The following is a 26,508-nucleotide window of genomic DNA, read 5'->3' on the forward strand; positions in this document are numbered from 1 at the left end:
TACATAACTCATTATAGCGTTATTGAGGAAGAATGAATGTGATGTATGTCACAATTTGCTAAAAGTCTGGCGAAATATTATCGAGATGTAACAAAAACATCGATTTCATCACCGCTTTTAACAAGAGAAGTATATTCTGTAGGTTGTTTATTTAAATGAATTTTTACAGTACTGCCAGGAGGTAAGGTTTTCGTATCAAAATCCGCGGCAAGTAGAACATCAGTAACCATAGGATGTTCTTGGTCAGTACATGAAAAATTAATGATACTGTTATTGTGAGCAGTATCCGTTGCTTGTGCCGGTTTATCATTCATTATAATAGTAAAGCGCCGTAAGGGAACGCTGCATTTGGTTTTATTAAATAAGACGGTAATAAAATTTTCCTCATAGTTATCTAATCCTAACAATTCCTCGACTGTAGGTTCAGAAAGTACGCCAGTAATAATAATATCATCGTTATTAACGAAGCTAGTACTCTGGGCAGAGGTTCCGTTAATGCTATATTTGGGCCACACATTGTATTCGCGTTCGTTGCCGTTAATAATATAACGATAAGGGGTTATTTCTACTACATTGTCCGTGACTGTCAATACTTCCTCTAGAGTCGTTGGTAAGCGATAGGTAACATGATCCCGATCAGCTAAAAGAGTGTCTAGTTCAGCTGGAATGCCATGTACGGTAATGATAGGATGTATATCGTACAGCTCATCGTTAATAGAAACTGTATAAGGTGGTAAAACGTTAACCACATCGCGAAGACAAAGGGTTGGAACTGTTCCAGAGGTACCTTTTATTACCTTGATGGTATCATTCTCTTTAATTTGTTCAGATAGACCAGTTTTACTACCGTTTAGTTCAATAAGACTGGGTGTGCCATGAGTTCCAGGGAAAAAGTGGGTTTCCTCGTTAATTGTTATAGTGATCCCAAGTCCTGGTCGACCATGCAAACTTCGTATATCTATTCCTGCAGCAAGTAGTGCATCGGCGATGGTCAGTTGCCCAAGATTGAAAAGATGGAGCGGTTGCTCATTTAATGTGACATTTATAAAATTGAGGGTGCGACTGGCAGAAAGTCTCAAAATACCAAGAGGAGTAACTGCGTCGGGCGTGCAAAGGTCATCTGGGATTTGGCTAATTCCTTCTATTGCATCAGGACGGCGAACGGCAACTCGAGGCGCTGGAATGTCAAGGGATTGGGCTAAGGCTTCTGCTAACATGGGAGTCAGGGAACCACCACCAATTAAAAGTACGGCTTGTGGTGGCGTGACGTTAAGCATCAGAATTTCTTTAGCAATAGCCTGAGATAATTCAGCGACATGGCGCTCAATACGTTGAGTGATCTCCTTGGTAGGTACTTCTTGTACCAAACCTAATACGTCATTGAAACAGATAGTTTGATTTTCGGGATCATTTAGTTGGCGTTTAACTTTTTCAGCTACATTGAAATCTAGCAAATATTGCTGGGAAATAGCTTCGGTGATTTCATCACCAGCGCAGGGGACCATACCATAGCCAGTAATTGATCCATCCTTGGTGAGCGCGACATCAGAAGTACCTGCACCTATATCAACTAATGCTAAGTTTAGATGGCGCATAGTTTGGGGAATGAGTACGTTAATGGCTGCAATCGGTTCTAGTGTTAAGGTAGCCATTTCTAAATTTACAATTTTAAGAGCCGATTGTAGGGAATCAATAACTTGTCTAGGGAGAAAGGTGGCAATTAGCTCAATCGTAGCTGTTTTTCCTCGTTGTCCCACTAAGGTCTTTAAAGGTGTATTGTCAAGAGTATAACTGACAACACTATAACCGACACAATAGTAAGAGGTAGGATCTGTAATTGTATTAGAAGTAGCTAGTTTGTGCTGCGCCGATTGAATAGCGGCTAGTTCTAAAGAATGTTCATCACTAGCTGTTAGAATACCACGCTCGCCTGCGTCAATTTCGGCGTTAGACTTAATTGTGCATAAGGCCCGTCCAGCTGCTGCTACCGATACTTTTCGTAAGGGGCCACAGGAGGCTTCCAGTTTAGCTTTTACTTGTGCGATAATGTTTGCTACTTCCGGAACGTCGTGAATTTGGCCATCCATCATAGCCCTTGTATGATGTTCTAGGCGTTCAGAGGCTATAATACGAATGCTATTATCTACTTTTTCGCCTACTAGGCCAACGACACTACGTGTTCCAATATCTAACGCAAATAGTAGATCTTTTTCCATGCTGTGCTCCTTTTGTCTTACTTGTTTTATATTAAAAACTTATAATGTAAATTAACAAAATTCTTTGAAGAATTTATCGTACAATAATAATACTTTCGCGGTTTTTGGCAAATTTCCTTTTTGAATGAAATAATTGCCCTGCAAAGGACAAACAGAAAAAATTTGTGTATTTATAGCGAATTTTTTGATAAAATGTAACATAAGTATAAGAAAGAAACTCAAAAATATACTGGGTTGATAGCTTATGTAGTAGGCAAAAGTCTACTTAACTTGAGAGGAGTTTAATTGTGTCACAAATACACATTATTGTTGATAGCATTGGGCAAGTGCCAGCGGAAATGCTTGCAATGCATCCAAATTTACATATAGTATCTTTAAAGGTTCGAATTGGTGATCAAGAATGGCAAGAAAATGAAATTTCAACTAAAGAGTTGTTTCAAATAAGTAAAGATAAAAAGCTGCACCCCATGACTTCCCAGCCCGCTCCAGGTGATTTTATCGAAGTTTGTAAACCTCTCATTGCAGCAGGTAAAGAGGTTATTATCATAACTGTCTCGGGAGGATTAAGTGGCACGGTAGAAGGAGCCCGGTCTGTTGCAAAGATGTTAGATGAAGAACATATCCATGTACTGGATTCAGCAACTGCATCTGTCGGTATGGTACAGATGGCTAAGAAAGCATTAGAAATGGCATCCTCCGGCTGTAATGTGAAGGAGATTGTTGCTACTGTTGAGGCAATGGCAAACGCTACCCATACCTTATTAATACCTGATACTTTAGAGTATTTATATAAAGGCGGGCGTATTGGAGGAGCTGCCGCATTATTCGGCAGTATTTTACAAATAAAACCATTGTTGCAATTAGTAGATGGTAAAGTTGCTGTAATAGATAAGGTTCGTACTAAGCAGCGGGTTATAAACCGTATGCTAGATGAACTGAAAAAATATCCAAACTTAGAATATATTGGAATAGGCCAAATTGAAGTTCCAAGTGAGGGAGAAGCATTAGCAGTTCGGATTAAAGAAATGTACCCGAATACCCCGATACTACCTGCAAAAATTGGCTCTGTAGTAGCTACTCATTTAGGTCCAGGTTTGTTAGGGCTAATTTTCCAGGAAAAGATTTAAGAAAGAAATCTGTTTAGTGGGGAGGATTTATCATGCAGGGAACGACTGAATGGCTTACAGGTAATGATTTTCGTCGTATGATTGTTGGATCATATCAAACTTTTATGCGTGAATATGAATATATTAATAACTTAAATGTTTTTCCCGTACCAGATGGTGATACTGGTACGAATATGTTGTTAACGTTAAAAGCAGTAGCGCAAGCTGTAAAAGAAGCACCTGATAGTGGTATCGGTTCTTTAAGTAAGCGAGCGGCAGATAGTGCTATTATGGGGGCAAGGGGAAATTCGGGGGTAATTTTATCCCAAATCTTTCGTGGTATTGCTCGAGGATTAGTTGGTAAAGAGCAGGCCACGTCTTCTGAGGTCGGAAAGGCGTTTCAGTATGGTGTATTGTATGCTTATCGGGCAGTTTCTAAACCTGTTGAGGGGACGATTCTTACAGTCGCAAAAGGCATTGCCAAAGGTGCTCACCGAGCAGTGCGGGATGGTTTAGATTTTATGGATGTTTTGTCACATGCAATTGAAGCAGGTGAGGTAGAACTTGCAAAAACACCAGAACTATTACCCATTTTAAAAGCGGCAGGAGTGGTAGATGCTGGTGGCAAGGGACTTATAGTATTTTTAACAGGCTGCCTAGAAGGATTAGGTGGAGGATATGCGGGGCCCGAAGCTGATTTTGATAACAGTTTGCAGGCCATTGCCCTTGGAGAGACAAAAGTAGATATCACTCATCCCTATTGTACAGAGTTTTTAGTGAAGCATTGTAGTCTAAGTGGGGCGGAAGTAAAAAAGATCCTCCTTCCTTTGGGGGATTCCTTAGTAGTAGCGGAAGGAAATGCAGTTATGAAAGTTCATATTCATACTGCACGCCCTGGAGTGGTATTAGAGTCAGCCATGTCTTGGGGGACCTTACATGATATAAAAATTGATAATATGGCGGATCAGCATCAGCAGCGCCATGAATTTTTACCGGCGTCGCCAGGGCATAATGATATAGCAATCATTAGTGTGGCGGCAGGCCAAGGGTTAGCTGAGATTATGAAACAAATGGGCACTAGTAATGTTATTATGGGCGGACAGACCATGAATCCGCCAGTTGAAGACTTTATTGATGCTGTACATCGGGGCAATGGAGAAAAGTATATTATTTTGCCGAACAATAAAAACATCCTCTTGGCAGTAGCCCAGGCGAAGAAGCTATTAGGAGATCGTGTAGAGATTGTACCTACAATGAATGTACCTCAAGGTTTAGCTGCACTTGTAGCCTTTGACGCCAATCTTTCTATTTTGGATAATGTGGAACGCATGACAGCACGCAGCACGGAAGTTAAAGCTGCCGCTGTAACGATAGCGGTGCGTGATAGCGTAGTAGAAGGTCGTACTGTTGCGGCAGGTAAGTTTATTGGTGTAGTGGATAATCGGGTTATTGTAGATGCAGATGATGTAAAGACTGCATTGCTAAATTTGGTAGGCTCTTTACTCGAGGATAAAGATGAAGTCGTGAGCCTATACTACGGTGCTGATCTTACAGAACAGGGAGCCCAAGAGTGGGCCGATGCTTTGTCTAATCAGTTTCCTGATATTGAGGTTGAGTTATATCCTGGTGGTCAGCCGCACTATTACTTCATTATTAGTGTTGAATAAATTGAATGCAAACCTTCTTAGAACCATTCTAAGAAGGTTTGTTTTAGACTTTATTTTTTAGAAAGGAGGCTAGAAGAATGGATGTTTTTGTAGCTAGACAACCAATTTTTACGAAGAATCAAAAAATATTTGGCTATGAATTACTATTTAGAAATAGTCTTGATAATGCTTATAATTGTAAAGATGGTGATCAGGCTACATCGGACGTAATTTGCAATAGCTTCTTTGCTATTGGTATGGATAACCTAACAGGCGGTAAACGCGCTTTTATAAATTTTACTGAGAACTTATTAATAAAAGAGATACCTATGCTTTTACCTAAAGAATTAGTGGTCGTTGAAATACTAGAAAATGTAGAGCCGACTATAGAATTAATTGAAGCCTGCAAAAAGTTAAAAGAGGCGGGCTATTTACTGGCGTTAGATGACTTTGTCTTTCAACCCAAATTTGTACCACTTTTAAATCTTGCAGATATTATTAAAATTGATTTTTTAAGTACAACCGGACATGATAGAAAAAGGGTAATGCAAGATGTTGGTGACCGAGGTATTAAATTCTTAGCGGAAAAAGTAGAAACACGGGCGGATTTTGAACAGGCAGTAAAATTAGGATATGCTTATTTTCAAGGTTACTTTTTCAGCAAACCAATTGTACTAAAAGGTAAAGATATTCCGACGAACAAAGTTAATCAATTACGAGTCATTCGCGTACTTCGAGAATTAGAGAAAGAAAACTTTAAGTTTGGTGCGATTGAACAATTTATTATGTATGATCTTACCCTCTCTTACCAATTATTACGGTTTATTAATTCAGTGGCTTTTTCTTTAGCAAATGAAATTTCTTCCGTAAAACATGCTTTAGTATTGCTCGGAAAAAATGAGATTTTCAAGTGGGTATCGCTAATTGTTATGCGTACAGTAGGAGATAATAAGACCGATGGAATCCTTGTTACTTCCTTGGCTCGGGCTAAATTTTGCGAATTAATTGCTGAAAAGGCCGGTTTAAAAGAGCGGGAGCCTGAATTATTTATGATGGGGATGTTTTCTTTAATTGATGTGTTTATTAGAAGGCCCCTTAAAGATATTTTAGCGGAGCTGCCAATAAGTGAAGATGTTAAAGGTGCTTTATTAGGAGAGACTAATAAAATTAGCAAAGTTTATCGTTTAACCTTGGCCTACGAAAGAGCGGAGTGGACAGATTTTACTATGTATGCTGCTAATTTAGGTATAAAAGAAGAGGATATCCCTGACTATTATAAAAAAGCAGTAGCTTGGGCAGATGAAATATGTAGATTATAAAGCGGGAAACTAATTTATAGTGAAAGTACTGTTCTTTTTTCGTATATTGTATATAATATAGATATACTCTTGAGGATGAATATCTTTACAAAGAGTATCCTTGAATGTTTTTGAAGTATTAAAAAATGTTCAACTTGAAGAAAGAATGCCATCCTAATTATTATTAGGGTAAAAGGAAAGGGGAATATTTATGTCTGAAAGAATTAGTTTGCAAGATGTGCTACGCGATTATGGCGTGCCGTTGGTAACTTTAGATGTAAAAGCATCAGAAGCAGAGTGTCATAAGCTACGCGAACATTTAAAAACACTAACGAAAGATAAAGAACAGGGATATTTAGAGATAAATTGCTCCTTCTTTATTGATATTCATGATATTGATCGTTATTTAGTTGGTGAGTTACCGAATTTGTCGGCTATTTATGCTTTCCCGGAAGATGTGAAAGTGCACAAGGAGGAGTAATTCGTTTATGCGAAAGATAATAGTATTAACAATGATGCTTATGTTATTGGTAAGTACAGTCTGTTTTGCTGCTGTTAGCAGTTCAGGTAAATCTTCTTCTTCAGGTACTAAATCTTATTCGGCACCTTCATCAAGCAGTTCTTCTGTTAAATCAACAGCTCCAGACAGTACGAGTGGAACTTACAAACCTTCGGCACCGGCTAATAGTTTTGGTGATAAAGCTCCAACTGCAGCTTCTGGAGTACAATCCAATACCCAAAATCAACCTTCTTCAGGTGGTTTTTGGCGGAATGCGAGTATGATTGGTGGTGGTTTCTTAGCAGGCAGTTTGTTAGGGAATATGTTTGGTTTTGGCGGCATGGGTGGAGGAATGTCCTCTTTGTTTGGTATGATTATAAACCTGCTGCTAATTGGTGCCGTGGTTATGCTAGGGCGTACCTTATGGGATAAATATAAGAATAAAGACAAAGATAGAGACCGAGATCGATATAGATAATAAGAAAAGACTTGGCTTATGCCAAGTCCACGGACGCAGGCAGAAGCCTTAGCCGTTCTTACTTGGAATCAAGAAAGTGTTATACTTTCTGATTCCGTAAAAAAGCCGATTGCAGATGCAATCGGCTTTTTTGTTATTGCTTGCTTTCGACTATTTTTGCCTGTTTTAAACTTAGTGCAATGCGGTTGCGGCTTTCATCCACGCTAAGAATCATTACTTCTAGGATGTCACCTACAGAAGTAACGTCTAATGGATGGCGGAAGGGTTTATGGCTGAGTTCCGAACGATGGATAAGACCATTTGTTTTAATGCCAATATCTACAAATACGCCAAAGTCAGTCACATTATGTACGGTACCTTTGACGATGGATCCAGGGGTTAACTCAGAGAGCTTAACAATATTTTTTCGCGTCATAGGAGCCGGTAAATCTTCCCTCGGATCGCGACCAGGCTTAGCTAGTGCTGCTAAAATGTCCCGAACGGTAGGTTCGCCTGCTTCTAATTCTGCTGCAAGAGCAGCAGAATTTGCTTTTTGAGCTTCATCTTGTATTGTTTGCAACGTCTCTTTATCTTTTAAATCCTTAGGGGTAAAGCCAAGTTTAGCTAAAATGGCGGCTGCCAGTTTGTAGGATTCAGGATGAACAGGTGTATTGTCAAGAGGCGTGTCCCCATTCTTAATACGAAGGAAACCAGCACATTGAATGAAAGTAGATTGTCCTAAACGAGGCACTTTTAATAACTGAGATCGACTTTTAAAGGTGCCATTTTCATCGCGGTAAGCTACAATGTTTTTGGCAACAGTGGCATTAATACCTGAAACATGTTTGAGTAATTCAATAGAAGCTGTATTTAACTCAACGCCAACATGATTAACAGCAGATTCTACTACGTTAGATAGGGTATTACTTAATTCCTTTTGGTTGACATCATGTTGGTATTGGCCAACGCCAATGGATTTGGGATCAATTTTTACTAGCTCGGCTAAAGGATCTTGTACTCTTCGGGCAATAGACACTGCCCCGCGCAGGGTAACATCTAGATCGGGGAGTTCATCCTTTGCTAATTTTGAAGCGGAATAGATGGAAGCACCTGCTTCATTTGTAATTAGATAGTGAACTGGCAATTGATATGTATTGATCAGCTGAGCAGTGAATTCCTCTGTTTCATAAGAAGCTGTACCATTACCGATGGCAATAAGAGTTACGCCATGCTTTTTTATTGCATCTAACACAATATGAGTTGATTTTTCTTTTTGTCCTTCTCCCATGGTTACATAGATAACATTAGTATCCAGCACGGAACCCGTAGGGCTTACTACTGTCATTTTACAACCTGTACGGTACCCCGGATCAAGCCCCATAACGGTATGGCCCGCAAAGGGAGGTTGAAGAAGTAGTTGACGAAGATTAAGACTAAATACGCGAATTGCTTGTTTTTCTGCATTCTCGGTAAGGAGAGAACGGATTTCTCTCTCTAGGGCAGGGAATAATAAGCGCTTGTAGCCATCTGCTATGGCAGATGCAATACAGTCGGTGAAAATTGATTTGCCAGTGTTGACCTTACGGTTTATAAGTTCCACATTGGTTTCATGAGGTGCTAAAAGGGAGACTTTTAGTATTTTTTTATCTTCACCCCGATTAACCGCTAAGATGCGATGAGATGGAATGCGATTGACAGGTTCGCGATATTCTTTATAGGTGAGAAATTCTTTACCGTCCTCTTCTGAAACTGCCATCTCAGTACAGACTTCAGTTGTCTTCCACAACTGCTTACGCATATCGGCTCTAATATCTGCCTTTTCACTTATTGTTTCCGCAATGATATCAAGGGCGCCACTGAGGGCATCTTCTGGTGTATTTACTTCTTTTTCTGCATTAACAAAGTCTGCAGCAATAAGAAGTGGTGTCTCCGTTGTCAGTTGTTGGGCCATGACAATTTCAGCTAAAGGTTCTAGACCCTTTTCTCTGGCAATTTGGGCACGAGTACGTTTCTTTTGTTTGAAGGGCAAGTATAAGTCTTCTAATTCCTGAAGTTTACTAGCGGAAGTAATCGCTACCTCTAATTCAGGCGTTAATTTGCCCTGTTCTTCAATATTAGCAAGTATATCTTCTTGGCGTTTAACGAGATTGCGCAAATACTGTAAGCGCTCTTCTGTAATGCGAAGTTGCTCTTCATCTAGCTCGCCAGTTACTTCTTTGCGGTAACGAGCAATAAAAGGAACCGTATTACCCTCATCCAATAGCTGAATGGTGGCGACTACTTGAGGAACTTTAATAGTAAGCTCCCTTGCAATTAGTGTAGGAATATCAGTATGTAACATAATGCACCAACTTTACGATTTTTAGATGGTTTTTATTATACCACAAAATGACCTTGCTATAATGTAATATCTTATTTTAAACAGGAATTTCACTGATGCCGACGAAAAGAACAATAAGAAATCCTTGTATGAGGTGATGATATGGATAATTTTTTGTTATGGGAAATGGTAGAAAGGATGAGTGTTGCTGCGACCTCTGCCTTTTTGTTATCTCAGTTTTCAATATTTCGCAGGATGATTTATCGGCAAGGTAGTTTTAGTGAAAAAGCGACGATCACCATCGTTTTTGGCATGATAGGAATCTTAGGAACCTATGCAGGTATTCCCGTTGGTGATGCATTAGCTAATTCTCGAGTCATCGGTGTAATGGCTGCAGGATTAATTGGTGGCCCTGCTATGGGAATTGCTGCGGGAGTTATTGCTGGTGGTCATCGCTATTTACTAGGCGGTTTTACTGCTTTTTCTTGCGGAATTGCAAATATCTGTGAAGGCTTATTAGCAGGAATGGTCCACCGTTATTACCCAGAAAAGTTGATTCCTTGGTGGGTGGCTTTAGTGGCTGGTGTGGTAGGCGAAGTCATGCAGATGGTGATTATTTTACTTACAGCCAGGCCCTATGGGATGGCTAGAGAATTAGTAGATGCCATTGGAATACCTATGATTGTCGTTAATTCTTTAGGTATCGCTATCTTTATGTTAATTGTTAAAACGGCTATGTGCACCCAAGAACAAGTGGGAGCGGAACAATCCCATAAGGCTCTTGATATTGCTACCAAAACATTACCCTTCTTACGGCATGGACTTGATAGCCGCTCGGCCCAGGAAACAGCCCAAATTATTTTTGATGCAGGGGGTTATGAAGCAGTAGCCATTACGGATACAGAGCAGGTTTTAGCTTTTGTTGGAATTGAGAAAGCCCATCATGCCCCGGATACTTTAGGGTTAACAGTCTCGACACGTAATGTACTTTCTAGCGGCGAGATGTATATTGCACAAAGTCCATTCGAAATTGGGTGTTCTTGTAAAAATTGTAAATTAGCCAGTGGTATTATTGTACCGTTAAAACGTGCAAATCATGTGATTGGTGCTTTAAAACTTTATTATACGCGGACGAATGCGGTAGGGCAGGCAGATATGGTATTCGCCTCTGGTGTAGCTCATTTATTTTCAACGCAATTAGAACTAACGGAAATTGATCGCCAAGCAAAATTGGTGTCTAGGGCAGAGCTAAAAGCTCTTTATGCGCAAATTAATCCTCATTTTTTATTTAATACCCTCAATACCATTACTTCTTTGGTGCGTACGAAGCCTGATTTAGCTAGAGAACTTCTGCTTAAGCTTAGTGCCATGTTTCGCTATACCTTGCATAAAACAGGGCGTACGATTACTATTAGTGAAGAATTGGCCCAAGTACGTGCCTATTTGACAATTGAACAAGCTCGGCATGGGGATAAATTAGTTATTGAGGAAGATATTTCACCAGAAGTAGAAAAGTTTTTAATTCCTTCTTTGACTATTCAGCCTTTAGTAGAAAATGCGATAAAACATGGCTTGCAGCCTAAAGAGAATGGAGGATGTATTGTCATAGGAGCGAAAGAGGGCGATAAGGATATTACTATTACCATTCGTGATAATGGTATTGGTATGGACGTTAAAGGGCGATGCCCTTTGGCAGCGCCTTCTCCAGAGTGTATTGGTTTATCCAATGTTCATGAACGTTTGCGGGGCCAGTATGGCATAGGATTTGGATTGACGATTTTTAGTACCCTTGGTAGTGGAACGACGGTAACGTTGCGTATACCGAAAGTTTTGTGTGATGAGGGGGAAGAATGTGCTTAGTATTTTAATTGTGGACGATGAAAATCCAGCCCGGGATGAATTAACCTATTTATTGTCTTTGGAAAATGAGGTGGAAATAGTAGGTGAGGCGGATAGTGGAGCTGCCGCCATTGGTTTAGCGGCGCAATTAAAACCAAATGTGATTTTTATGGATGTTCAAATGCGTGGTATGAGTGGCCTTGAGACGGCTGCAGTACTTCGTACTATCATTCCAGATACCTTGCTCGTATTTGCTACTGCCTATGATGAATATGCGGTGCAGGCTTTTGACGTTGGGGCTGTGGATTATCTCTTAAAGCCTTTTGAAAGTGGGCGGGTTCATATGACAGTAGAGCGTCTTAAAAGTTATCATAGCGATGAGTGGGGAGCGGCCATTCAGCGTGTAGATGCCGCCTTACATAAAGCTAAAGTGGTTGTTCAAAAGCTTCCTCTAGAAAAGAACGGCAAAATTATTATGGTACATTACAATGACCTTATTTACGTTTATACTCAAAAAGGCATGGTGACCGTAGTGACTATCTATGGTGAATATGGCTACGTAGGCACTCTTACAGAATTAGAAGATCGTCTAATGCATACAGCATTAGTGCGAGTACATAAGAGCTATATCGTGAACTTGGATAAGGTAAAAGAAGTAGTTCCTTGGTTTAAAGGAACATATTGGCTGAAGGTTGAAGGCGATATTGAAATTCCCGTTAGTAAAAGCAAGGTAAAAGAAATTAAAGGTATATTAGGTTTGAAATAATGCTGGTTTTACTGGCAATTTTCATAATAGAAGGTCAGGTACGATAGCCGCTAAGTAAAAAATAATTGCAAGGGAAATACCGTCTGATAGGTTGAAGCAGCTCTATCAGATGGTTTTTTTTAGTGTGCATAGTTGATGTTTTTATCGTACAAGCTATAGTAAGTGCGGGAAAACCTAATTTGCGTTTTTCGCGCGGTGAAAAATGTGGAAAGGGGGGATCCATAATGTTATCATCCAAAGAAGTTATGCAGTTAGAAGACTTTTTAGGTATGGAGCAAAGTACTGTAAAGACATTAAATTACTTTGCCAACACAATTCAATGCAGCCAAACTAAGCAACTTTTTCAGCAAATGGCACAAAAGAATCAACAACATTGTCAAACAATGAGTAAACACTTAAATGCAGGTCAAAAATTACAATAATAGGAGGTGATATTATGGTACAAGCAGGTCAACAGCAAAACCAACAAAGTAGCCAACCAAATAATCAATCAAGTAACCAACAAAGCTACCAGCAAGGTAATCAACAACAAGGGCTGTCAGGACAAGGCAGTCAGTTTGCTGAGCGGGATATATTACAGTTAGTATTAAATGAAAGTAAGCACACTGCAGAATCCATTAATTCTTATATTCTCGAGGCTGGCGATGAACAACTGCGTAGAGATTATATGACAGTGCTTGGAGATGTTTACAGCCAACAAAAGCAAATTTTTGATGTGATGCAGCAAAAAGGTTATTATAATGTAGAAAATGCATCTGCACAACAGATGGCAAAAGCACAAAGTAAATTTAACGGTCAAATGCAATAAAGCAGTATATAAAGAAGAACTCCTGTGCAGATAGGAGTTCTTCTTTATATACTGCTTTAACAAGGAGATTTTTCTTGACAATAGTTTTTAATATATATTAAAATATAGCTAAAACTATTCAATAATCACTTTCCATAAAAAACAAATAAGATAGGTGGTGAGTAAATGGAAATCTGTATTACCTCTTTACTTCGTGATAAAGGATTTAAAGTTACCCCTCAGCGGTTAGCTATTTATAATATGTTATCTTCAACCAAATCGCATCCAAATGCAGAAATGATTTTTAGCGAGCTGCAGGAGATGTATCCAACTATGAGTTTAGCTACTGTTTATAAGACAATGGAAATCCTGAAAGAAATTGGTTTAGTTCAAGTCTTAAATGCTGGTGAAGATAGTTTTCGCTATGATGCGGTTACAACAAATCATCCTCATGTAAGATGCACTGAGTGCGGCCAGGTTGAAGATGTTCATGGTATTGATATTGATGCTTTTGTTGATCAAGTATCCCAAGGCACAAATTATAAAATTATGGGTCAACAATTTTATTTCCATGGAATTTGTCCAAATTGTCAACCTAAGCAAGCCAATTAATGATAATTTAAAATTGATATCTAGGCTTGGCAAATGCCAAGCCTTTTTCGCACACACCTACAATTTTCCCAAGTAACCATATATAGGATATTATGGATATCATTAGAGGATTTTTTACATTGGAGTACGAATAATAATGTTAAGAAGATCTCTATCTAGGACGCAAAGGAGAATGAAAATGGATTTAGCAAATTATATTGATCATACAATTCTGAAACCAGAGGCGACCCCACAAGATATTCGTCGTTTGTGTAGCGAAGCCATAAAATGTAACTTTGCTGCTGTTTGTGTTAATCCTTGTTATGTAGATTTAGCAGTAAGTTTGTTGGTCGGTTCGGGTGTTAACGTTGCTACTGTAATTGGCTTTCCATTAGGAGCAAACTTGTCCGTTGTCAAGGCGTTTGAAGCAAAACAAGCAATCTTGCATGGTGCAGATGAATTAGATATGGTTATCAATGTTGGTGCTGCTAAGCTAGGGCTTTGGGAAGCGGTATCGTATGATATTGAGCAGGTTCTTTCAGTAGCCCAGGGGCGTACGGTAAAGGTTATTGTAGAAACTGGGCTATTAACAGAGGAAGAGAAAGAAAAGGTTTGCCACATCGTTTTAGAAAGTGGGGCCCAATATATAAAAACATCTACAGGTTTTGTGCCTGGTGGAGCTACCGTCGCAGATATAAAATTATTTAAGTCCATAGTAGGAGATAAAATTGGTATCAAAGCGTCAGGAGGTATCCGTACTCTAGAAGATGCTAAAGCCATGATAACTGCTGGTGCCACACGTTTAGGTACCAGTACGGGTGTAAGTATCGTAAGTTAGTTTACATAAAATACCGATAGTCAGTAAGTATCGCCCATGCTATAATAAGCATCTGCCACTCTTTTTTAGGAAGGAGGGTGCCCTATGCGAAAAGTAGAAATCGGCGATACTGGTATGTTGACATTTGTGATTGGACTACTATGTATTCTAGTGCTAGTCTTCATCGTGCCGTCAAGAACTCGCTCATGGGTATACCCTATAGTACGTCAAGCTGTGCAGATTAAAGTCAATTATGAAACACGTGATATGGCATCTTATGAGACCGAACATTTTAAGATTAAATACACTTCAGCCGATGCCGATGTGGTAGGTATGATAGCTGAGGCAGCTGAGGCAGCCTATCAGCCTGTGGTAAATGCCTTAGGATATGCACCTCGTGGCAAAAGCTTGATTCTTATACACCCTAATAAAAGCGAATTGCGCCAGGCTTTTGGTTGGTCTGATAATGAAAGCGCTATGGGTGTCTATTGGGGTGGTACAATTCAAATTTTGTCACCTCATGTCTGGTTAAATAAGGGAGAGTCAGTAGAGGAGTTTATTCATTCAGGACCAATGGTACATGAGTATACTCACATGGTTTTTGATTATCTAACAAATGGAAATTATCCTCGTTGGTTTACGGAAGGGTTAGCCCAATATGTGGAATACCGTGTAAATAATTACGAGTGGAAGACAAAAAGCAATACGTTAGATGCTAGTATGTATACGATGGCAGAGTTAGATCAGCAATTTGACGAACTGCCTAATCAAGCCTTAGCCTATCGGGAGTCGCTAGCGGCTGTACGTTATATTGCAGAGGTATATGGTGAAGATAAACTACAAGAGGTCATTAGTGGGCTAAAAGCTGGAAAAACTATGGACAAATCTATAAGTCAAGTTTTAGGTCAAGATTATCCATCGTTTACAAGCTCTTGGCAACAATGGGCGATATTGCATATGAATACGGCAACAGAGAAGTAGTAAGAGATAGGCCTCGAGATATCTCTTACTACTTCTTTGTTATAGGTACTTATTATGATTCTTGATCGTTAACAATGGTGAGACGAGTATCTTCTAATAATTCAAGGAGTTGCTTATTTTGAAGAATAAGAATTTCTTGGTTTTGTATAATGGTAGCCAGTGGCGCTGTGTCTTGCCTGATTTCGTCTAATAACATTCTTATCATCTTTTCAGGACTAGCCAAGCTGATTCCCCCTAGTATTTTTTATTTGGTAAACATTTTGCTATATTTTATGTTGAAAGAGGGAAAAAGGTGACTGTAAATTGTACTTACACCCTTTTAGGTGCTACAATAATCATAATAATTGTTGTGAAGGGAGAATGGCTTATTCTATGAAAATTTTCCATGCGTGTGATATTCGAGGAATTGCTGGCACTGAACTTACAGAGGAGATGGCACACAAAATAGGTTTGGCAGTAGGAGTTAAACTGACTGGTCAAAAGGTAGTAGTGGGAGGCGATATTCGTCTGTCTACTCCTCTTCTGAAAAGTATTATGATAAAAGCGTTGGTAGACTCAGGCTGTGAAGTCATTGATATTGGGACCGTTGCAACTCCCGTGTTTTACTATGGACTAAAGGTTACGAAAGCAGCTGGTGGCGTTATGGTCACAGCTTCTCATAATCCAGCACCTTATAATGGTTTTAAACTAGTGTTTGGCGATCAACCAGTAAGTGAGGCAGATATTCTAGAAATAAAACAGATGGTAGAAGAGGGGCTTCAGGTCTCTGGGGATGGTACGGTGACCAAGTTGCCAATTATAGAGGATTATACAAAATTTACTGCATCATTGGCCCAGCCAAGCAAACTACGGGTAGTAGTAGATGCAGGGAATGGAGCAACGTCTCATATTGCACCCGCCTTATTTAAAGAGCTAGGTTATGATGTAATTGAATTGTATTGCCAGCCTGATGGAAACTTCCCCAATCGTTCCCCTAACCCTGCTTTAGCAGAGAATTTGAAAGGCCTTGGGGAGAAAGTAGTGAAAAGTGGTGCTAACTTAGGAGTTGCCTTTGATGGTGATGGTGATCGGGTCGCCTTTGTGGATGAAAATGGGCGTCCTGTGGACAATGATGATATCATTGTCCTCATTGCTAGATATTATTTAGAACAACAGCCAGGAAGTATTATTTATGATGCGAAATGCTCGATGGTTGCGCCGGAGCAAATAAGTAAAGCAGGTGGAAAGGCTGTTATGGCAAGGGCTGGACATACATTTTGCAAGGCAGCCTTTCTAAAAGAAAAGGCACTATTCGCTGGGGAGATTAGTGGCCACTTTTTCTTTCGTGAGCTTGGCTATGATGATGGCATGTTTGCAGGTCTAAAAGTATGTGAATTTGTTGCTACCCATGGTTCACTTGCAGACTTGGTAGATGAGATACCAAATTATATTTTAACTCCTGATATTCGCATCACTTATAAGGGAAACGATAAAGAAGCAGTTTTGGACCAGGTGGCCCAGAAACTGAGCAAATATCAGCCTAACCGAATTGATGGTGTACGGATTGAGTTTGAAGATGGTTGGGGTATGATTCGTGCATCCGTAACGGAGCCTTTATTTACGTTGCGTTTTGAGGCAAAGTCGATGGAACGTTTACATGAAATAATTAGCCTTTTGGTATCTGCTCTGCCACAAAATATAAAAACGGCAGTAATGGATGCATTACCAACCCAATATAAATAGCGCTACTTATTAAATTTTATATAAAATGTTGTACCTTGGGAACCCGTGTCAAAAGTAATGGTTGCCTTATGCCTAGCGGCAATACTATAACAAACGGCTAAGCCCAGACCAGTTCCTGTTTCCTTGGTTGTGAAGAAGGGGGTTCCCAATTTCTCAATAGATTCAGGTGGGATGCCGATGCCTTTATCTTGAATTGCTAATATTACTTGATCGTCTTGAACAAAGGATGCAATGTTTATGGTGGTATAAGGTGGCATAGCGTCTAAACCATTATGAACTAAATTCAGGATGAGCTGACGAATCTCTTGTGAGTCGAGGAGTAAATCAGGAACAGCCTGTAAATCCAAATGGAGATATTTATTAGACATAATGGCATTTGATTCAATTAATGGGGCGATGGTCTTAATAATCGTATTCAGGTTTTGCTTTTCTAGCTCTACTTTTTTATTTTTTGCCAGAGATAGAAACTCACTGATAATTGAATTAGCCCGATCTAGTTCCTCGATCATTAGGGAAAAGTAATCTTGAAATTTTTTGCACTCCTCTTTATTGCTCAGAAGTTGCAGGAATCCTCGGACTGTAGTCATAGGATTTCTCACTTCGTGGCCAATACTGGCAGCCATTTCACCTACTAAATTTAGCTGATCGAGACGGGTAAGCTCTTGTCTTAAATGTTTTAGTTCTGTAATGTCTCTAATGATAACTAATACGCTATCGGAATTATATGTAATAATGCGGCCTTCTAGAGTACAAATAACGTCATTTATTGGTAGTTGATATTCTAAAAACTGCATTTTACCGCTCTTGATTGCTCTCTTAACTGTGGCCATGATCTGGGCAGCTTGTTCGGCAGGTAGCACCTCTGATACATGTTTACCAATACGACTGTGATGAGGCTTATAGAGTAAAAGAGGGTTAGTTACATGATAATCTAAATAGACGCCTTCATTTGTAAGAAAAAACAGAATATCGGGCAAAGAGGACAATAATTTGCCATTACGTTCTTCACTGGCACGTAGCTCCAGCTCAGCTTTTTTTAATTCACTAATATTACGAAATGTGCATAAGACAGAAGGGACACTACCATCTTTCGAAAACTCGGGAACAAGACGAGCGTGATAATAAAAATGCCGTCCTTTATAATTGGTGAAGTCAGCTTCAAAGGTGACGCTTTTTTTGGTTGTAAAGACTCTTTCTACATGGGCTTTCCAAGCTTGATGGTTCTTACTTGTTAAATTTAACTCGTAAATAGTCTTTCCTATACATTGGGTGGTTGGTATCCCAATTACTTCGATCGTAATGGAATTTGCATATAAAAAGCGCAGATTTCTGTCAAAACGAACAATGGCATCGGGAGATTTTTCTACTAGGTTTTTAAACTCACCTTCCCCGGGGTAACAAGATTTTCTAGATTTTAATGGTAACTCAAAAGATTGCTCAAGCATACTTAAAGTGGGGTAACCTGTTAACCCTTCTAATTGCTGACGTAATTCAGATAGTTCCTGAATGAGTTGTTTCTTAGACTTTTGTTGATCGTTCATTGATAGAATACCTCTTTATATATATTATGCTAAAAAGATAAACTGTTTTCTGATATAATACTATATAGATTTCGACCTTGTTTTACAAGTAGTAGAGTGGTAAAACATATCAATATTTTAACGTAAGGAGATATTATGCAAGTTCATGTTTTAGCAAGTGGTAGTACTGGAAATGCTATTTTTTTAGATTTTAAACATACAAAAATATTGGTAGACGCGGGTATTAGCACTAGACGTATCAAAAATAGCCTAGCTGCTTTGGGTACTGATATAGAAGAACTTAATGGGGTAGTGATTACTCATGAACACAGAGATCACGTGAGTGGCCTACCGACAATGACCAAAAAGTATAACTTGCCAGTATACGCTAGCCCCGACACCTGGCATGCCATGTACTGCCGTGGGGTAATACCAGATAGCTGCTGCAAAAGGTTAACTAGCAATTTGACAATTGGTCAAGTTCGAGTAGAGCCTTTTAGTATCTCTCATGATGCGGCCGACCCCGTGGGATATCGATTTTATAATGGTACAGATAAGTGTAGTGTTGTTACAGATCTAGGTTTTGTAACAGACGCAGTGAAAGAGGCAATCTCTTTAAGTGATATCTTGGTATTGGAATCCAATCATGACTTGGACATGTTAGAGAATGGTGCGTATCCTTGGCACTTAAAACGTCGTATTAAGAGTAATCGCGGTCATCTGTCGAATGTGGATGCAGCTTGGGTATTAGCTAATTTAAAGCGCAAACCGAGTATGCAAGTATTTTTAGCTCATATTAGCAAAGAAAATAATGATCCTGAATTGGCAAGAAGAACTGTGAGTGCTATATTAGAAGAGCAGGGATGTAAGCTTGGTTCAGAAATTGAACTTCATGTTACTTATCCTGACCGTACAGTGAGTAGTAATTTTAAGGAGGTTGGATGATGTTTAGAAAGATTGGGCCTCTATTTTTGATTGCTGTCATAGGGGCACTGATTGGTGGTAGTTTGGTACTAGCATATGGTGGCAGCTTTCTAACAAAGCCAATGTCACAGAATACAACACCTGTAGAGCAGTTACTTACAACACCTACTGCTAAGGCGCAAGTATCAGAAGCACGTAATACTCCGATTGTTAGAGCCGCGCAAGCTGTTGGCCCCGCAGTCGTAGGAATAACAAATAAAGCGTATGCTCAGAGTTCTTTTAAGAAGAAAGTACTTGTAGAACAAGGGACTGGATCAGGTGTGATCTTTGATGCTAATGGATATATTGCTACCAATAATCACGTGGTAGAAAATGCCCAGGAAATTACGGTATCTTTAGCTGATGGGCGAGTGCTAACAGGGCGAGTCCTTGGTGCCGATCCTGCTACGGATTTGGCAGTAGTAAAAGTAGAAGCTACTGGATTACCTATCGCTGTATTAGGTGACTCAGACAGTCTACTTGTGGGGGAACCAGCTATTGCCATTGGTAATCCTCTTGGTTTAGAGTTTAAGGGAAGTGTAACTGCTGGGGTGATTAGCGCCTTAAATCGGTCAATTGAAATTGGTGAGCGCAAGTTTAAATTAATTCAAACGGATGCTGCGATTAACCCAGGGAATTCAGGAGGAGCATTAGTCAATGCTGATGGTGTAGTTGTTGGTATTAACAGCGCCAAGATATCCGTTGCTGGTGTAGAAGGAATTGGCTTTTCCATTCCGATAAATACGGCTAGACCAATATTGCAATCGCTAATAGAGAAAGGCCGTGTAGTAAGGGCTTACTTAGGAGTGGGAATTTTAGATCGGAATACGGCTGCTGCCTATGGTTATGAACTCGCGATTGATAAAGGAGTTTATTTAGTGCAAGTCGCAAAAGGTGGCCCGGCAGGTAAGGCTGGACTTAAGGAAGGCGATGTTATTTTAAAGATAGCAGAGACGGAAATTAATAGTGTAGCAGATCTAAGAAGTGCAGTCGATGCTCAGGCTGTTGGTAGTAACGTAAGTGTTACCATTGCACGTAAAGGTCAGCAACAGGTTGTGAGCGTACTTCTAGAAGAAATGCCGAGTCAGCAGTAACATGAAAATTACCATTGTTGCTGTTGGCAAAATAAAAGAAAAATATCTTACCATGGGCATTGCTGAATTTGTTAAACGTCTTACTCCTTACTGCCGTCTATCAATTATAGAAGTCGACGAAGAACGCATGCCCGATAATCCTTCTGACGCTGAAAAAGTGAAGGTTCTACTTAAAGAAGGGGAACGCATGTTAAAACACGTTAAGGAAGGTACACACCTTATTGTCCTTGATGTGGTTGGCAAGCTGGCTTCCTCAGAAGAGCTGGCAGAAAAAATTAGTAACCTGGGTATTTCCGGGAAAAGTGATATCACTTTCATCATTGGTGGTGCCTTTGGTCTTTCTCCCGATATAGTCAAAGCAGCCAACGAACGGTTGTCTTTCTCCAAGATGACCTTTACTCATCAGATGATACGCTTGTTATTAGTTGAACAGGTATATAGGGCATTTAAGATTAATCGAGGAGAACCGTATCATCTCTAATGGCGAAAAAGATGGCAATCCTTGTTAGATAAAGGATTGCTATCTTTTTCTATATGTTAATGAACCCTTGGATGGATCAGCGCTGATTGACCTGTAAAATTAAATTGGTTGTACATTAATTGATCTAAAAATGGTATGCATGTCAAGTTCTAAACAAGTGAAGCTAAATAACATGAGTGCTTGAAAAAAATGATGACTTATGGTAGTCTCAATTCATCAATAATTAACATTAGATGGAATTTTTATACTAAAGTGTAAGCTTACAGAGTGAATTGTTGCTTTATAAACGATAATAGTGATGTCAATGGGGGAAAAATGAAAAAAATTTTCAATTAATTTATTTTTTGGCATTAATCGGATTTGCCTTAAGCCTTATCGTGCATTTATCTACATATGCTGGTATTAATCCTCAGAAAAAATTTCCGCCTATTTGGTTGCTCCACATCGGTATATTTGTTGTATTTATACCAGCATTACTAGCGCGAAATCGATTGAATAATGGGCGAAATAAAAGCTCTATACCCAATTTGTTTGATAACAGTATACCAAAATGGATGAAGATTCTATGTAAAATATTTTGTTATTACGTCTTTATAAATTTCGTATGTTTTATGATTTTAATGAAAGATGGAAGCCCTAACATTATTTCAGGTAATTATGTTATTAGCGATCATGGGAAAATTGTTAGAGTGATTTCAGAACAAGAATATGAACTATATCAGAGCTATGTAGTAAGAGGTTTTTCAGGACATTGGATGATTTTTTATATTAGTGCTGCGGGGTTATCCTTGCAATGCCAAAGGAATAGAGATAAAGAGACAAGGTGACGGTTCTTCTGTCTAAATTAGAAAGAAAGACAAAAGAACCATCACCTCGTCTTGTCCTAAGGGGGAGTATATTTACTTCCCCTTTTTTTATATAATTTACGTTATAGCCATTACTGAGAACCGTATACATGGACAACCAAAATAAATAGAACATAATTAAATATTAAAAAATAAGACAATCATATTAAAAGAATCATTGGCTTATGATATATTTATTATATAAAGGATGTATTTAAATAAGTGAGATTCTATATTTATAAAGAAATTTCTTGTGTTATAAATAGGAGTAAAAGGATATATTTTTAAATCATATCTTATTTTTTGTAAAAATATAACTGAAAAAGAGGTATAAATTATGATAAAACCAATTGTAAAAGATATATTGTTTTTAGGACAAAAATCAGAAGAGGCAACTAAAAATGATATAGTAGTAATTGATGATTTAATAGATACGTTAAGAGCAAACTTAGAGCATTGTGTTGGATTGGCTGGTAATATGATTGGAGTAAAAAAGCGTATATTGGTATTTACTGTAGGCAACCTTATTGCGCCTATGGTAAATCCAGTTATATTAAAGAAAGAAAAGCTTTATGAAACAGAAGAGAGTTGTTTATCTTTAATTGGCTTTAGAAAAACAAAGAGATATGAAATGATAGAGGTGGAGTATCTTGATAGAAATTTTAAGAAGCAAAAGCAAGTGTTTACTGGATTTACAGCACAAATAATTCAACATGAAATGGATCATTTTGAAGGTATATTAATCTAATTAAATAATTAAAACAGTACTTTCCATAGTGTCGAGGGGACGGAGTAGGTGACATTCTTTGAAATGGATTTTGTGTTGATAACCCCGTCTCTTTGGCATCCTCTTCATGCAGGGATTTTGTAGTTTGATGGGACATATTATGCAACCGTTAGAAACTAAAGAAGCTCATTGCAAAATTCTTTATCGCCTCTAGAAGAGACAGGGGACGGTGGCATGCTTTATGTGCAGGGACAAGGGGACAGGTTATTTTGCCCCGGAAGAGTTTTGGTGGGACAAAACAACCTGTCCCCATTGTCCCCTAAAGTATAGGTAGTAAGGAGATGATTTAATGAATCGAGTTTTTCAAATACAGGAAAGAATGTTGCAGAATTCAAAAATGCCAATCAAGAAAGAGATATCTCATTAAATTGGGAAAGAATACATATGATAAGTTGTGCGACAGTCGGGCGAATGATTGCTTTGGAACGCGGCGTTGATTCTGAATTGGCTGCTATCGCTTGCTCAGTACATGATTATGGCCGTATTATAACCGGAAAAAAACGGATAGAAATTATTTTGAGGGAAATGAAGCGTTAAATTCAGTAAGAAAATTAAGGGGAATGTTCCGTTGAGTTGAAAATCATTAGGGTCAGGATTGACTTGTTGGTTTAATTGACTTATTTTACGCAAAATAAATTTCACCGTTAGGTATGATACGCAGAACCGTATCATTTATAATTGCGAAAGAACTCTTGTCAAATTTTGTGGAAATTTGACAAGAGTTCTTGTATTATATGGCAAAGGATAGCGACGCTGGTATTTTTTTGTGTTCAAATATCTACTCCGAATTTTGAGAAATAATACCCAACAAAAAATATTAGAATAACAACTGCTGTATCAATCTATGTAGCGCTTCTATTTAATACATCAACCCCATAAAATTCCCATTAAAAAACCTTGTTACACATCACATTAACCGTAAAGGACGAATAGTATATAGTAGTTTACCTGTAGAAAAATAAAAAGGAGTGAAGTACATGATAACTAAAGGTTGTGCTGGACTCTCGACTATTCTAGTCAATGTCGGCGGTGGCATACCATTGGTTTTAACTGGAAACATAGAGAGAGACTATCATCGTTATAGTAATAGTAGCAGTGATAGTAGTAATAGTAGTAATAGTAACTCAGATGATACGTCATCTGTAGGCTTTACAGAAGTAGAGGAATTTTTGGTTGTGGATGTTGTTGCAGCAATATTACCACCTGGGTTCCCTCTTACTATTGCTGCTCTCACAAGAGATGTGGCAATTAACGTGGATTATGTTATAGCTGTAATTCCTTCATGAATTGGATAAGTTTACTATGAAATAGAAATGCAGGGGAACGGCAGAATGTGTGAAAACTCCAAACCTACTGTGAGTCAGGTGGCAGTTCCTTGGATCATAATCATATTATAAATTTCGCTGTTATAAATGATACGCAGATCCGTATCATTTATAACGGCGAAGAATTAAGAAAACTCTTGTCAGATTTTGTAGATTCTGATAAGAGTTTTCTTAATTCTTTGAAGAGCTGATGATAGGTGCCGCGGGGCGATGGTTGTCTCTTTTTACCGAGTACGGGCCAAATCTATGGTAGCTTCAGAGTCGACGATCGAGAGTAGTGGCAGGACTAATAGGCTAGGAAATAAGGCTATATTGTCGTTTTATGTTATTGATGCAGCATTTTCATGATATAATTAGTAAAATTATCCTGATGTAAAAAAAATTCATTTTAATAATCATATTAGTAGACGTTATAGGGGGAAACTGAATGAGTACTAAAGTTATTACTACTGCAGGTGATCAATTAGTCGCACAAGAAATCCTAACTGCAGTGCAAACTGTATTAGGACCATCGATAGAAGGCAAAGCATATACCCTAAGTGGCTTGCCGGATCATCAACAAGCTGACCTGTTCGTCTGCATCTCTTCGAGAAAGGATGAGGTAGCTAAATTTGTTCCTCAGGGAAAGATAGTTGGAATCCAGATGGTCCCTGAAAATCGATTTTTCATTGATTTGGCTAAGTTGCCTAAAGGCCAACGAGTTACTATATTTAATAATAGTATGAGCTACGCAAAGACACTAATACAATATTGTCTAGATATGACCATTGATCACATTGTATTTGAGATCATCGCCTATGATGAAATAACCTCTGAAGAGATGGTAAGTGAGCTAGAAAAGGCAGAGCTCATTGTTGGTGTTGACGCGATTGTTGGCTCAAAGGGGGTATTGATGACTCAATATAAACAGCATATTCGTCCTGGAGCAAGGGTTATAGCTTGTAAGCGAGTCACCAATGTAAGTTCTGCTTGTGAATTGATGAGATCACTAACTTTGCTTAACCAGCGTCAATTAGCATCGAACGTATCTGATAACTCTAACAAGCTAGCTTCGCAAATCCAAGAGATCACCTCAATAACAGATACAATGGCAAAAACCATCAAAGATGAAATCCAAGCATTCACCACCCTAAGCAACCAGATGGCTCAAGGGGTTGGCAAAATAAAAAGTGTCCAAGATCTTTCTATGCAACTGGAGAAATCAACTCAGAATGTCGGTAATATCGTTGACTCTATAAAACACATCTCCTCGCAAACCAATCTGTTAGCATTAAATGCGACGATAGAGGCTGCAAGGGTGGGGGAAGTTGGGCGCGGGTTCGCAGTTGTTGCTAGAGAGGTAGGTAAATTAGCCGCTGAAAGCCAAAATTCAACGGAGACAATCCGTAAAGTTATCACTGAAATTCAGGAAGTAGTAGCGCAGATTGCCCCTTCTTTAGATGCTGTGTCTAACGAGCTTAATAGTAATCAGAGCATTTTTCTTGAGGTAACGGAGAATGCTAAGTCTGGTAATCAATCTGTCTTGAAGATTTTTAACGCATTAGGGAATATCAGCAATATGACGGATAAGTTGTTGGATTCCATTGTAAAGCTGAATACAGCAGACTAACGCAGCGATAATCATTACGCTGCGTCAGGGTACGTAATTATTGGAACAAGACAGAGGCCGGGTATAACTGTTATAATTGTACATTTACACGTGATTACCTTAGCCTTTATCACCCATACGCAGATAATGTCGCTAGTACCGTATTGGGTTAAACCGCAAAATAAAAGATGTTAAAAAATAGCAGGCTACAACCAAGATAGGATGTAACCTGCTATTTATTTATAGAAGGAAGGCTCAACTTATTAAATGCAAGTTGAGCCTTTTGAGTTGCTCACAAAACATCTTCAGTAAAACGCGATAAGACATATTTAATATAATACACGATGGGGCGATAGTGATGATTTTTTGGAATTCAATCTATGCTGGTAAAGAATAGTTAGAATATCTTACCCATTACTCCCATAAGTTATATTGATGAAGCTTATCCTGCAATAGAATTGGCGCATGTTATACCAAAAGAAGTTCTGGTGCAGTAAAGGGGTGATTATGATACAAGATATAGAAGGAATTTTTACAATCAAAGTAATCGTTGCCTTTTCCCTGGGTATAGCCATTATTTATGTGACAGCATTGCTAATCGGTAGTCAAAACAAAGGTAAATGGTTTAAGCAACGCCAGCAGACAAGCTTTTTTAACCGGCGAGGAATGCTGGGGGAAAGTTGCTATTTCGGTTATCCCTGTACTTGGCAAGGGCTAATTATTACGATACTTATGTATAGTATTATTGGCCTAGCTGGCTACGGAATTATTTTTCGGACATAAAAGTCAGCATAGGAAATAAGGGGGGATAAAGACAAATTCTTATGTTTAATTATATCAGGGTTCATTTCTCGATGCTT

General features: G+C 38.8%; 25 protein-coding genes. 21 read left to right on the forward strand and 4 right to left on the reverse strand.

Features of this window, described 5'->3' with window-relative positions:
- Window positions 1-77: 77 nt before the first annotated feature.
- Window positions 78-2,216 (reverse strand): cell division protein FtsA, encoded by a 2,139-nt coding sequence (locus QSJ81_RS07085; RefSeq protein ID WP_285716711.1) that lies wholly within the window; start codon window positions 2,214-2,216, stop codon window positions 78-80.
- Window positions 2,217-2,503: 287 nt separating this feature from the next.
- On the opposite strand from QSJ81_RS07085, the gene QSJ81_RS07090 reads away from it, so the two are divergent.
- The 5 genes from QSJ81_RS07090 to QSJ81_RS07110 all read left to right on the forward strand — a co-directional run bounded on the left by QSJ81_RS07090 (window position 2,504) and on the right by QSJ81_RS07110 (window position 7,243).
- Window positions 2,504-3,343: a DegV family protein gene (locus QSJ81_RS07090; RefSeq protein WP_285716712.1), complete on the forward strand. Its 840-nt coding sequence runs from the start codon at window positions 2,504-2,506 to the stop codon at window positions 3,341-3,343.
- A gap of 32 nt (window positions 3,344-3,375) precedes the next feature.
- Entirely contained in the window at window positions 3,376-4,989 is a 1,614-nt protein-coding gene (locus tag QSJ81_RS07095) for a DAK2 domain-containing protein (protein ID WP_285716713.1), read from the forward strand.
- Window positions 4,990-5,066: 77 nt separating this feature from the next.
- Entirely contained in the window at window positions 5,067-6,287 is a 1,221-nt protein-coding gene (locus QSJ81_RS07100) for an EAL and HDOD domain-containing protein (RefSeq protein WP_285716714.1), read from the forward strand.
- Window positions 6,288-6,477: 190 nt separating this feature from the next.
- On the forward strand, window positions 6,478-6,747 hold the full coding sequence (locus QSJ81_RS07105) for a hypothetical protein (protein ID WP_285716715.1): 270 nt from the start codon (window positions 6,478-6,480) through the stop codon (window positions 6,745-6,747).
- Between the two features lie 7 nt (window positions 6,748-6,754).
- Complete coding sequence (locus QSJ81_RS07110) at window positions 6,755-7,243, forward strand: hypothetical protein (RefSeq protein WP_285716716.1); 489 nt, start codon at window positions 6,755-6,757, stop codon at window positions 7,241-7,243.
- Window positions 7,244-7,376: 133 nt separating this feature from the next.
- Here the strand turns inward: QSJ81_RS07110 and QSJ81_RS07115 are convergent, their stop codons facing one another.
- On the reverse strand, window positions 7,377-9,563 hold the full coding sequence (locus tag QSJ81_RS07115) for a Tex family protein (protein WP_285716717.1): 2,187 nt from the start codon (window positions 9,561-9,563) through the stop codon (window positions 7,377-7,379).
- A 141-nt stretch (window positions 9,564-9,704) separates the two neighbouring features.
- Here QSJ81_RS07115 and QSJ81_RS07120 point away from each other — a divergent pair, with 141 nt between their 5' ends.
- The 7 genes from QSJ81_RS07120 to QSJ81_RS07150 all read left to right on the forward strand — a co-directional run bounded on the left by QSJ81_RS07120 (window position 9,705) and on the right by QSJ81_RS07150 (window position 15,323).
- The gene (locus tag QSJ81_RS07120) at window positions 9,705-11,402 is read left to right on the forward strand and encodes a LytS/YhcK type 5TM receptor domain-containing protein (protein ID WP_285716718.1); all 1,698 of its coding nucleotides are present in this window, start codon (window positions 9,705-9,707) and stop codon (window positions 11,400-11,402) included.
- Complete coding sequence (locus QSJ81_RS07125; protein WP_285716719.1) at window positions 11,395-12,147, forward strand: LytR/AlgR family response regulator transcription factor; 753 nt, start codon at window positions 11,395-11,397, stop codon at window positions 12,145-12,147. Before QSJ81_RS07120 ends, QSJ81_RS07125 begins: the two co-directional genes overlap by 8 nt.
- Before the next feature lie 224 nt (window positions 12,148-12,371).
- On the forward strand, window positions 12,372-12,569 hold the full coding sequence (locus QSJ81_RS07130) for a ferritin-like domain-containing protein (protein ID WP_285716720.1): 198 nt from the start codon (window positions 12,372-12,374) through the stop codon (window positions 12,567-12,569).
- Window positions 12,570-12,583: 14 nt separating this feature from the next.
- A complete protein-coding gene (locus tag QSJ81_RS07135; RefSeq protein WP_285716721.1) occupies window positions 12,584-12,955 on the forward strand; it encodes a spore coat protein in 372 nt (123 codons plus the stop codon).
- 165 nt (window positions 12,956-13,120) lie between these two features.
- Window positions 13,121-13,546 carry a transcriptional regulator PerR gene (gene perR / locus QSJ81_RS07140; RefSeq protein WP_285716722.1) on the forward strand — a complete coding sequence of 142 codons (426 nt, stop codon included), beginning with the start codon at window positions 13,121-13,123 and terminating at the stop codon, window positions 13,544-13,546.
- 178 nt (window positions 13,547-13,724) lie between these two features.
- Complete coding sequence (deoC, locus tag QSJ81_RS07145) at window positions 13,725-14,363, forward strand: deoxyribose-phosphate aldolase (RefSeq protein ID WP_285716723.1); 639 nt, start codon at window positions 13,725-13,727, stop codon at window positions 14,361-14,363.
- Between the two features lie 84 nt (window positions 14,364-14,447).
- Window positions 14,448-15,323 carry a peptidase MA family metallohydrolase gene (locus tag QSJ81_RS07150; protein WP_285716724.1) on the forward strand — a complete coding sequence of 292 codons (876 nt, stop codon included), beginning with the start codon at window positions 14,448-14,450 and terminating at the stop codon, window positions 15,321-15,323.
- Between the two features lie 52 nt (window positions 15,324-15,375).
- On the opposite strand, the gene QSJ81_RS07155 is transcribed toward QSJ81_RS07150, so the two are convergent.
- Window positions 15,376-15,546 carry a hypothetical protein gene (locus tag QSJ81_RS07155; RefSeq protein ID WP_285716725.1) on the reverse strand — a complete coding sequence of 57 codons (171 nt, stop codon included), beginning with the start codon at window positions 15,544-15,546 and terminating at the stop codon, window positions 15,376-15,378.
- 149 nt (window positions 15,547-15,695) lie between these two features.
- Here QSJ81_RS07155 and QSJ81_RS07160 point away from each other — a divergent pair, with 149 nt between their 5' ends.
- The gene (locus tag QSJ81_RS07160; protein ID WP_285716726.1) at window positions 15,696-17,045 is read left to right on the forward strand and encodes a phosphomannomutase/phosphoglucomutase; all 1,350 of its coding nucleotides are present in this window, start codon (window positions 15,696-15,698) and stop codon (window positions 17,043-17,045) included.
- Window positions 17,046-17,047: 2 nt separating this feature from the next.
- Here the strand turns inward: QSJ81_RS07160 and QSJ81_RS07165 are convergent, their stop codons facing one another.
- Window positions 17,048-18,586, reverse strand: coding sequence for a PAS domain-containing protein (locus tag QSJ81_RS07165; RefSeq protein ID WP_285716727.1), 1,539 nt, complete (start codon window positions 18,584-18,586; stop codon window positions 17,048-17,050).
- Between the two features lie 135 nt (window positions 18,587-18,721).
- Between QSJ81_RS07165 and QSJ81_RS07170 the strand changes: the two genes are divergently transcribed.
- The 8 genes from QSJ81_RS07170 to QSJ81_RS07205 all read left to right on the forward strand — a co-directional run bounded on the left by QSJ81_RS07170 (window position 18,722) and on the right by QSJ81_RS07205 (window position 26,431).
- Complete coding sequence (locus tag QSJ81_RS07170; protein WP_038666455.1) at window positions 18,722-19,510, forward strand: MBL fold metallo-hydrolase; 789 nt, start codon at window positions 18,722-18,724, stop codon at window positions 19,508-19,510.
- The gene (locus QSJ81_RS07175; protein WP_285717199.1) at window positions 19,510-20,622 is read left to right on the forward strand and encodes a S1C family serine protease; all 1,113 of its coding nucleotides are present in this window, start codon (window positions 19,510-19,512) and stop codon (window positions 20,620-20,622) included. The genes QSJ81_RS07170 and QSJ81_RS07175 overlap by 1 nt, the downstream gene beginning before the upstream one ends.
- Window position 20,623: 1 nt before the next feature.
- Window positions 20,624-21,103, forward strand: a complete 480-nt coding sequence (rlmH, locus tag QSJ81_RS07180) for a 23S rRNA (pseudouridine(1915)-N(3))-methyltransferase RlmH (protein WP_285716728.1) — start codon at window positions 20,624-20,626, stop codon at window positions 21,101-21,103.
- Between the two features lie 1,182 nt (window positions 21,104-22,285).
- Window positions 22,286-22,696 (forward strand): peptide deformylase, encoded by a 411-nt coding sequence (locus tag QSJ81_RS07185; protein WP_285716729.1) that lies wholly within the window; start codon window positions 22,286-22,288, stop codon window positions 22,694-22,696.
- 423 nt (window positions 22,697-23,119) lie between these two features.
- A complete protein-coding gene (locus QSJ81_RS07190) occupies window positions 23,120-23,272 on the forward strand; it encodes an HD domain-containing protein (RefSeq protein ID WP_285716730.1) in 153 nt (50 codons plus the stop codon).
- A 440-nt stretch (window positions 23,273-23,712) separates the two neighbouring features.
- On the forward strand, window positions 23,713-24,021 hold the full coding sequence (locus QSJ81_RS07195; RefSeq protein ID WP_285716731.1) for a hypothetical protein: 309 nt from the start codon (window positions 23,713-23,715) through the stop codon (window positions 24,019-24,021).
- 466 nt (window positions 24,022-24,487) lie between these two features.
- Window positions 24,488-25,669, forward strand: a complete 1,182-nt coding sequence (locus tag QSJ81_RS07200) for a methyl-accepting chemotaxis protein (protein WP_285716732.1) — start codon at window positions 24,488-24,490, stop codon at window positions 25,667-25,669.
- Between the two features lie 486 nt (window positions 25,670-26,155).
- Window positions 26,156-26,431 carry a hypothetical protein gene (locus tag QSJ81_RS07205; RefSeq protein ID WP_285716733.1) on the forward strand — a complete coding sequence of 92 codons (276 nt, stop codon included), beginning with the start codon at window positions 26,156-26,158 and terminating at the stop codon, window positions 26,429-26,431.
- Window positions 26,432-26,508: the final 77 nt, after the last annotated feature.

This window comes from Pelosinus sp. IPA-1 (assembly GCF_030269905.1).
GTDB lineage: Bacteria > Bacillota > Negativicutes > DSM-13327 > DSM-13327 > Pelosinus.

Bases quoted from the DNA above. Each gene is read 5' to 3' on its own strand.
- deoC (WP_285716723.1), top strand. From the start codon at position 13,725: ATGGATTTAGCAAATTATATTGATCATACAATTCTGAAACCAGAGGCG.
- QSJ81_RS07110 (WP_285716716.1), top strand. From the start codon at position 6,755: ATGCGAAAGATAATAGTATTAACAATGATGCTTATGTTATTGGTAAGT.
- QSJ81_RS07205 (WP_285716733.1), top strand. From the start codon at position 26,156: ATGATACAAGATATAGAAGGAATTTTTACAATCAAAGTAATCGTTGCC.
- QSJ81_RS07115 (WP_285716717.1), bottom strand. From the start codon at position 9,563: ATGTTACATACTGATATTCCTACACTAATTGCAAGGGAGCTTACTATT.
- QSJ81_RS07160 (WP_285716726.1), top strand. From the start codon at position 15,696: ATGAAAATTTTCCATGCGTGTGATATTCGAGGAATTGCTGGCACTGAA.
- QSJ81_RS07085 (WP_285716711.1), bottom strand. From the start codon at position 2,216: ATGGAAAAAGATCTACTATTTGCGTTAGATATTGGAACACGTAGTGTC.
- QSJ81_RS07105 (WP_285716715.1), top strand. From the start codon at position 6,478: ATGTCTGAAAGAATTAGTTTGCAAGATGTGCTACGCGATTATGGCGTG.
- perR (WP_285716722.1), top strand. From the start codon at position 13,121: ATGGAAATCTGTATTACCTCTTTACTTCGTGATAAAGGATTTAAAGTT.
- QSJ81_RS07200 (WP_285716732.1), top strand. From the start codon at position 24,488: ATGAGTACTAAAGTTATTACTACTGCAGGTGATCAATTAGTCGCACAA.
- QSJ81_RS07185 (WP_285716729.1), top strand. From the start codon at position 22,286: ATGATAAAACCAATTGTAAAAGATATATTGTTTTTAGGACAAAAATCA.
- rlmH (WP_285716728.1), top strand. From the start codon at position 20,624: ATGAAAATTACCATTGTTGCTGTTGGCAAAATAAAAGAAAAATATCTT.
- QSJ81_RS07190 (WP_285716730.1), top strand. From the start codon at position 23,120: ATGATAAGTTGTGCGACAGTCGGGCGAATGATTGCTTTGGAACGCGGC.
- QSJ81_RS07170 (WP_038666455.1), top strand. From the start codon at position 18,722: ATGCAAGTTCATGTTTTAGCAAGTGGTAGTACTGGAAATGCTATTTTT.
- QSJ81_RS07100 (WP_285716714.1), top strand. From the start codon at position 5,067: ATGGATGTTTTTGTAGCTAGACAACCAATTTTTACGAAGAATCAAAAA.
- QSJ81_RS07195 (WP_285716731.1), top strand. From the start codon at position 23,713: ATGATAACTAAAGGTTGTGCTGGACTCTCGACTATTCTAGTCAATGTC.
- QSJ81_RS07175 (WP_285717199.1), top strand. From the start codon at position 19,510: ATGTTTAGAAAGATTGGGCCTCTATTTTTGATTGCTGTCATAGGGGCA.
- QSJ81_RS07135 (WP_285716721.1), top strand. From the start codon at position 12,584: ATGGTACAAGCAGGTCAACAGCAAAACCAACAAAGTAGCCAACCAAAT.
- QSJ81_RS07120 (WP_285716718.1), top strand. From the start codon at position 9,705: ATGGATAATTTTTTGTTATGGGAAATGGTAGAAAGGATGAGTGTTGCT.
- QSJ81_RS07130 (WP_285716720.1), top strand. From the start codon at position 12,372: ATGTTATCATCCAAAGAAGTTATGCAGTTAGAAGACTTTTTAGGTATG.
- QSJ81_RS07150 (WP_285716724.1), top strand. From the start codon at position 14,448: ATGCGAAAAGTAGAAATCGGCGATACTGGTATGTTGACATTTGTGATT.
- QSJ81_RS07165 (WP_285716727.1), bottom strand. From the start codon at position 18,586: ATGAACGATCAACAAAAGTCTAAGAAACAACTCATTCAGGAACTATCT.
- QSJ81_RS07095 (WP_285716713.1), top strand. From the start codon at position 3,376: ATGCAGGGAACGACTGAATGGCTTACAGGTAATGATTTTCGTCGTATG.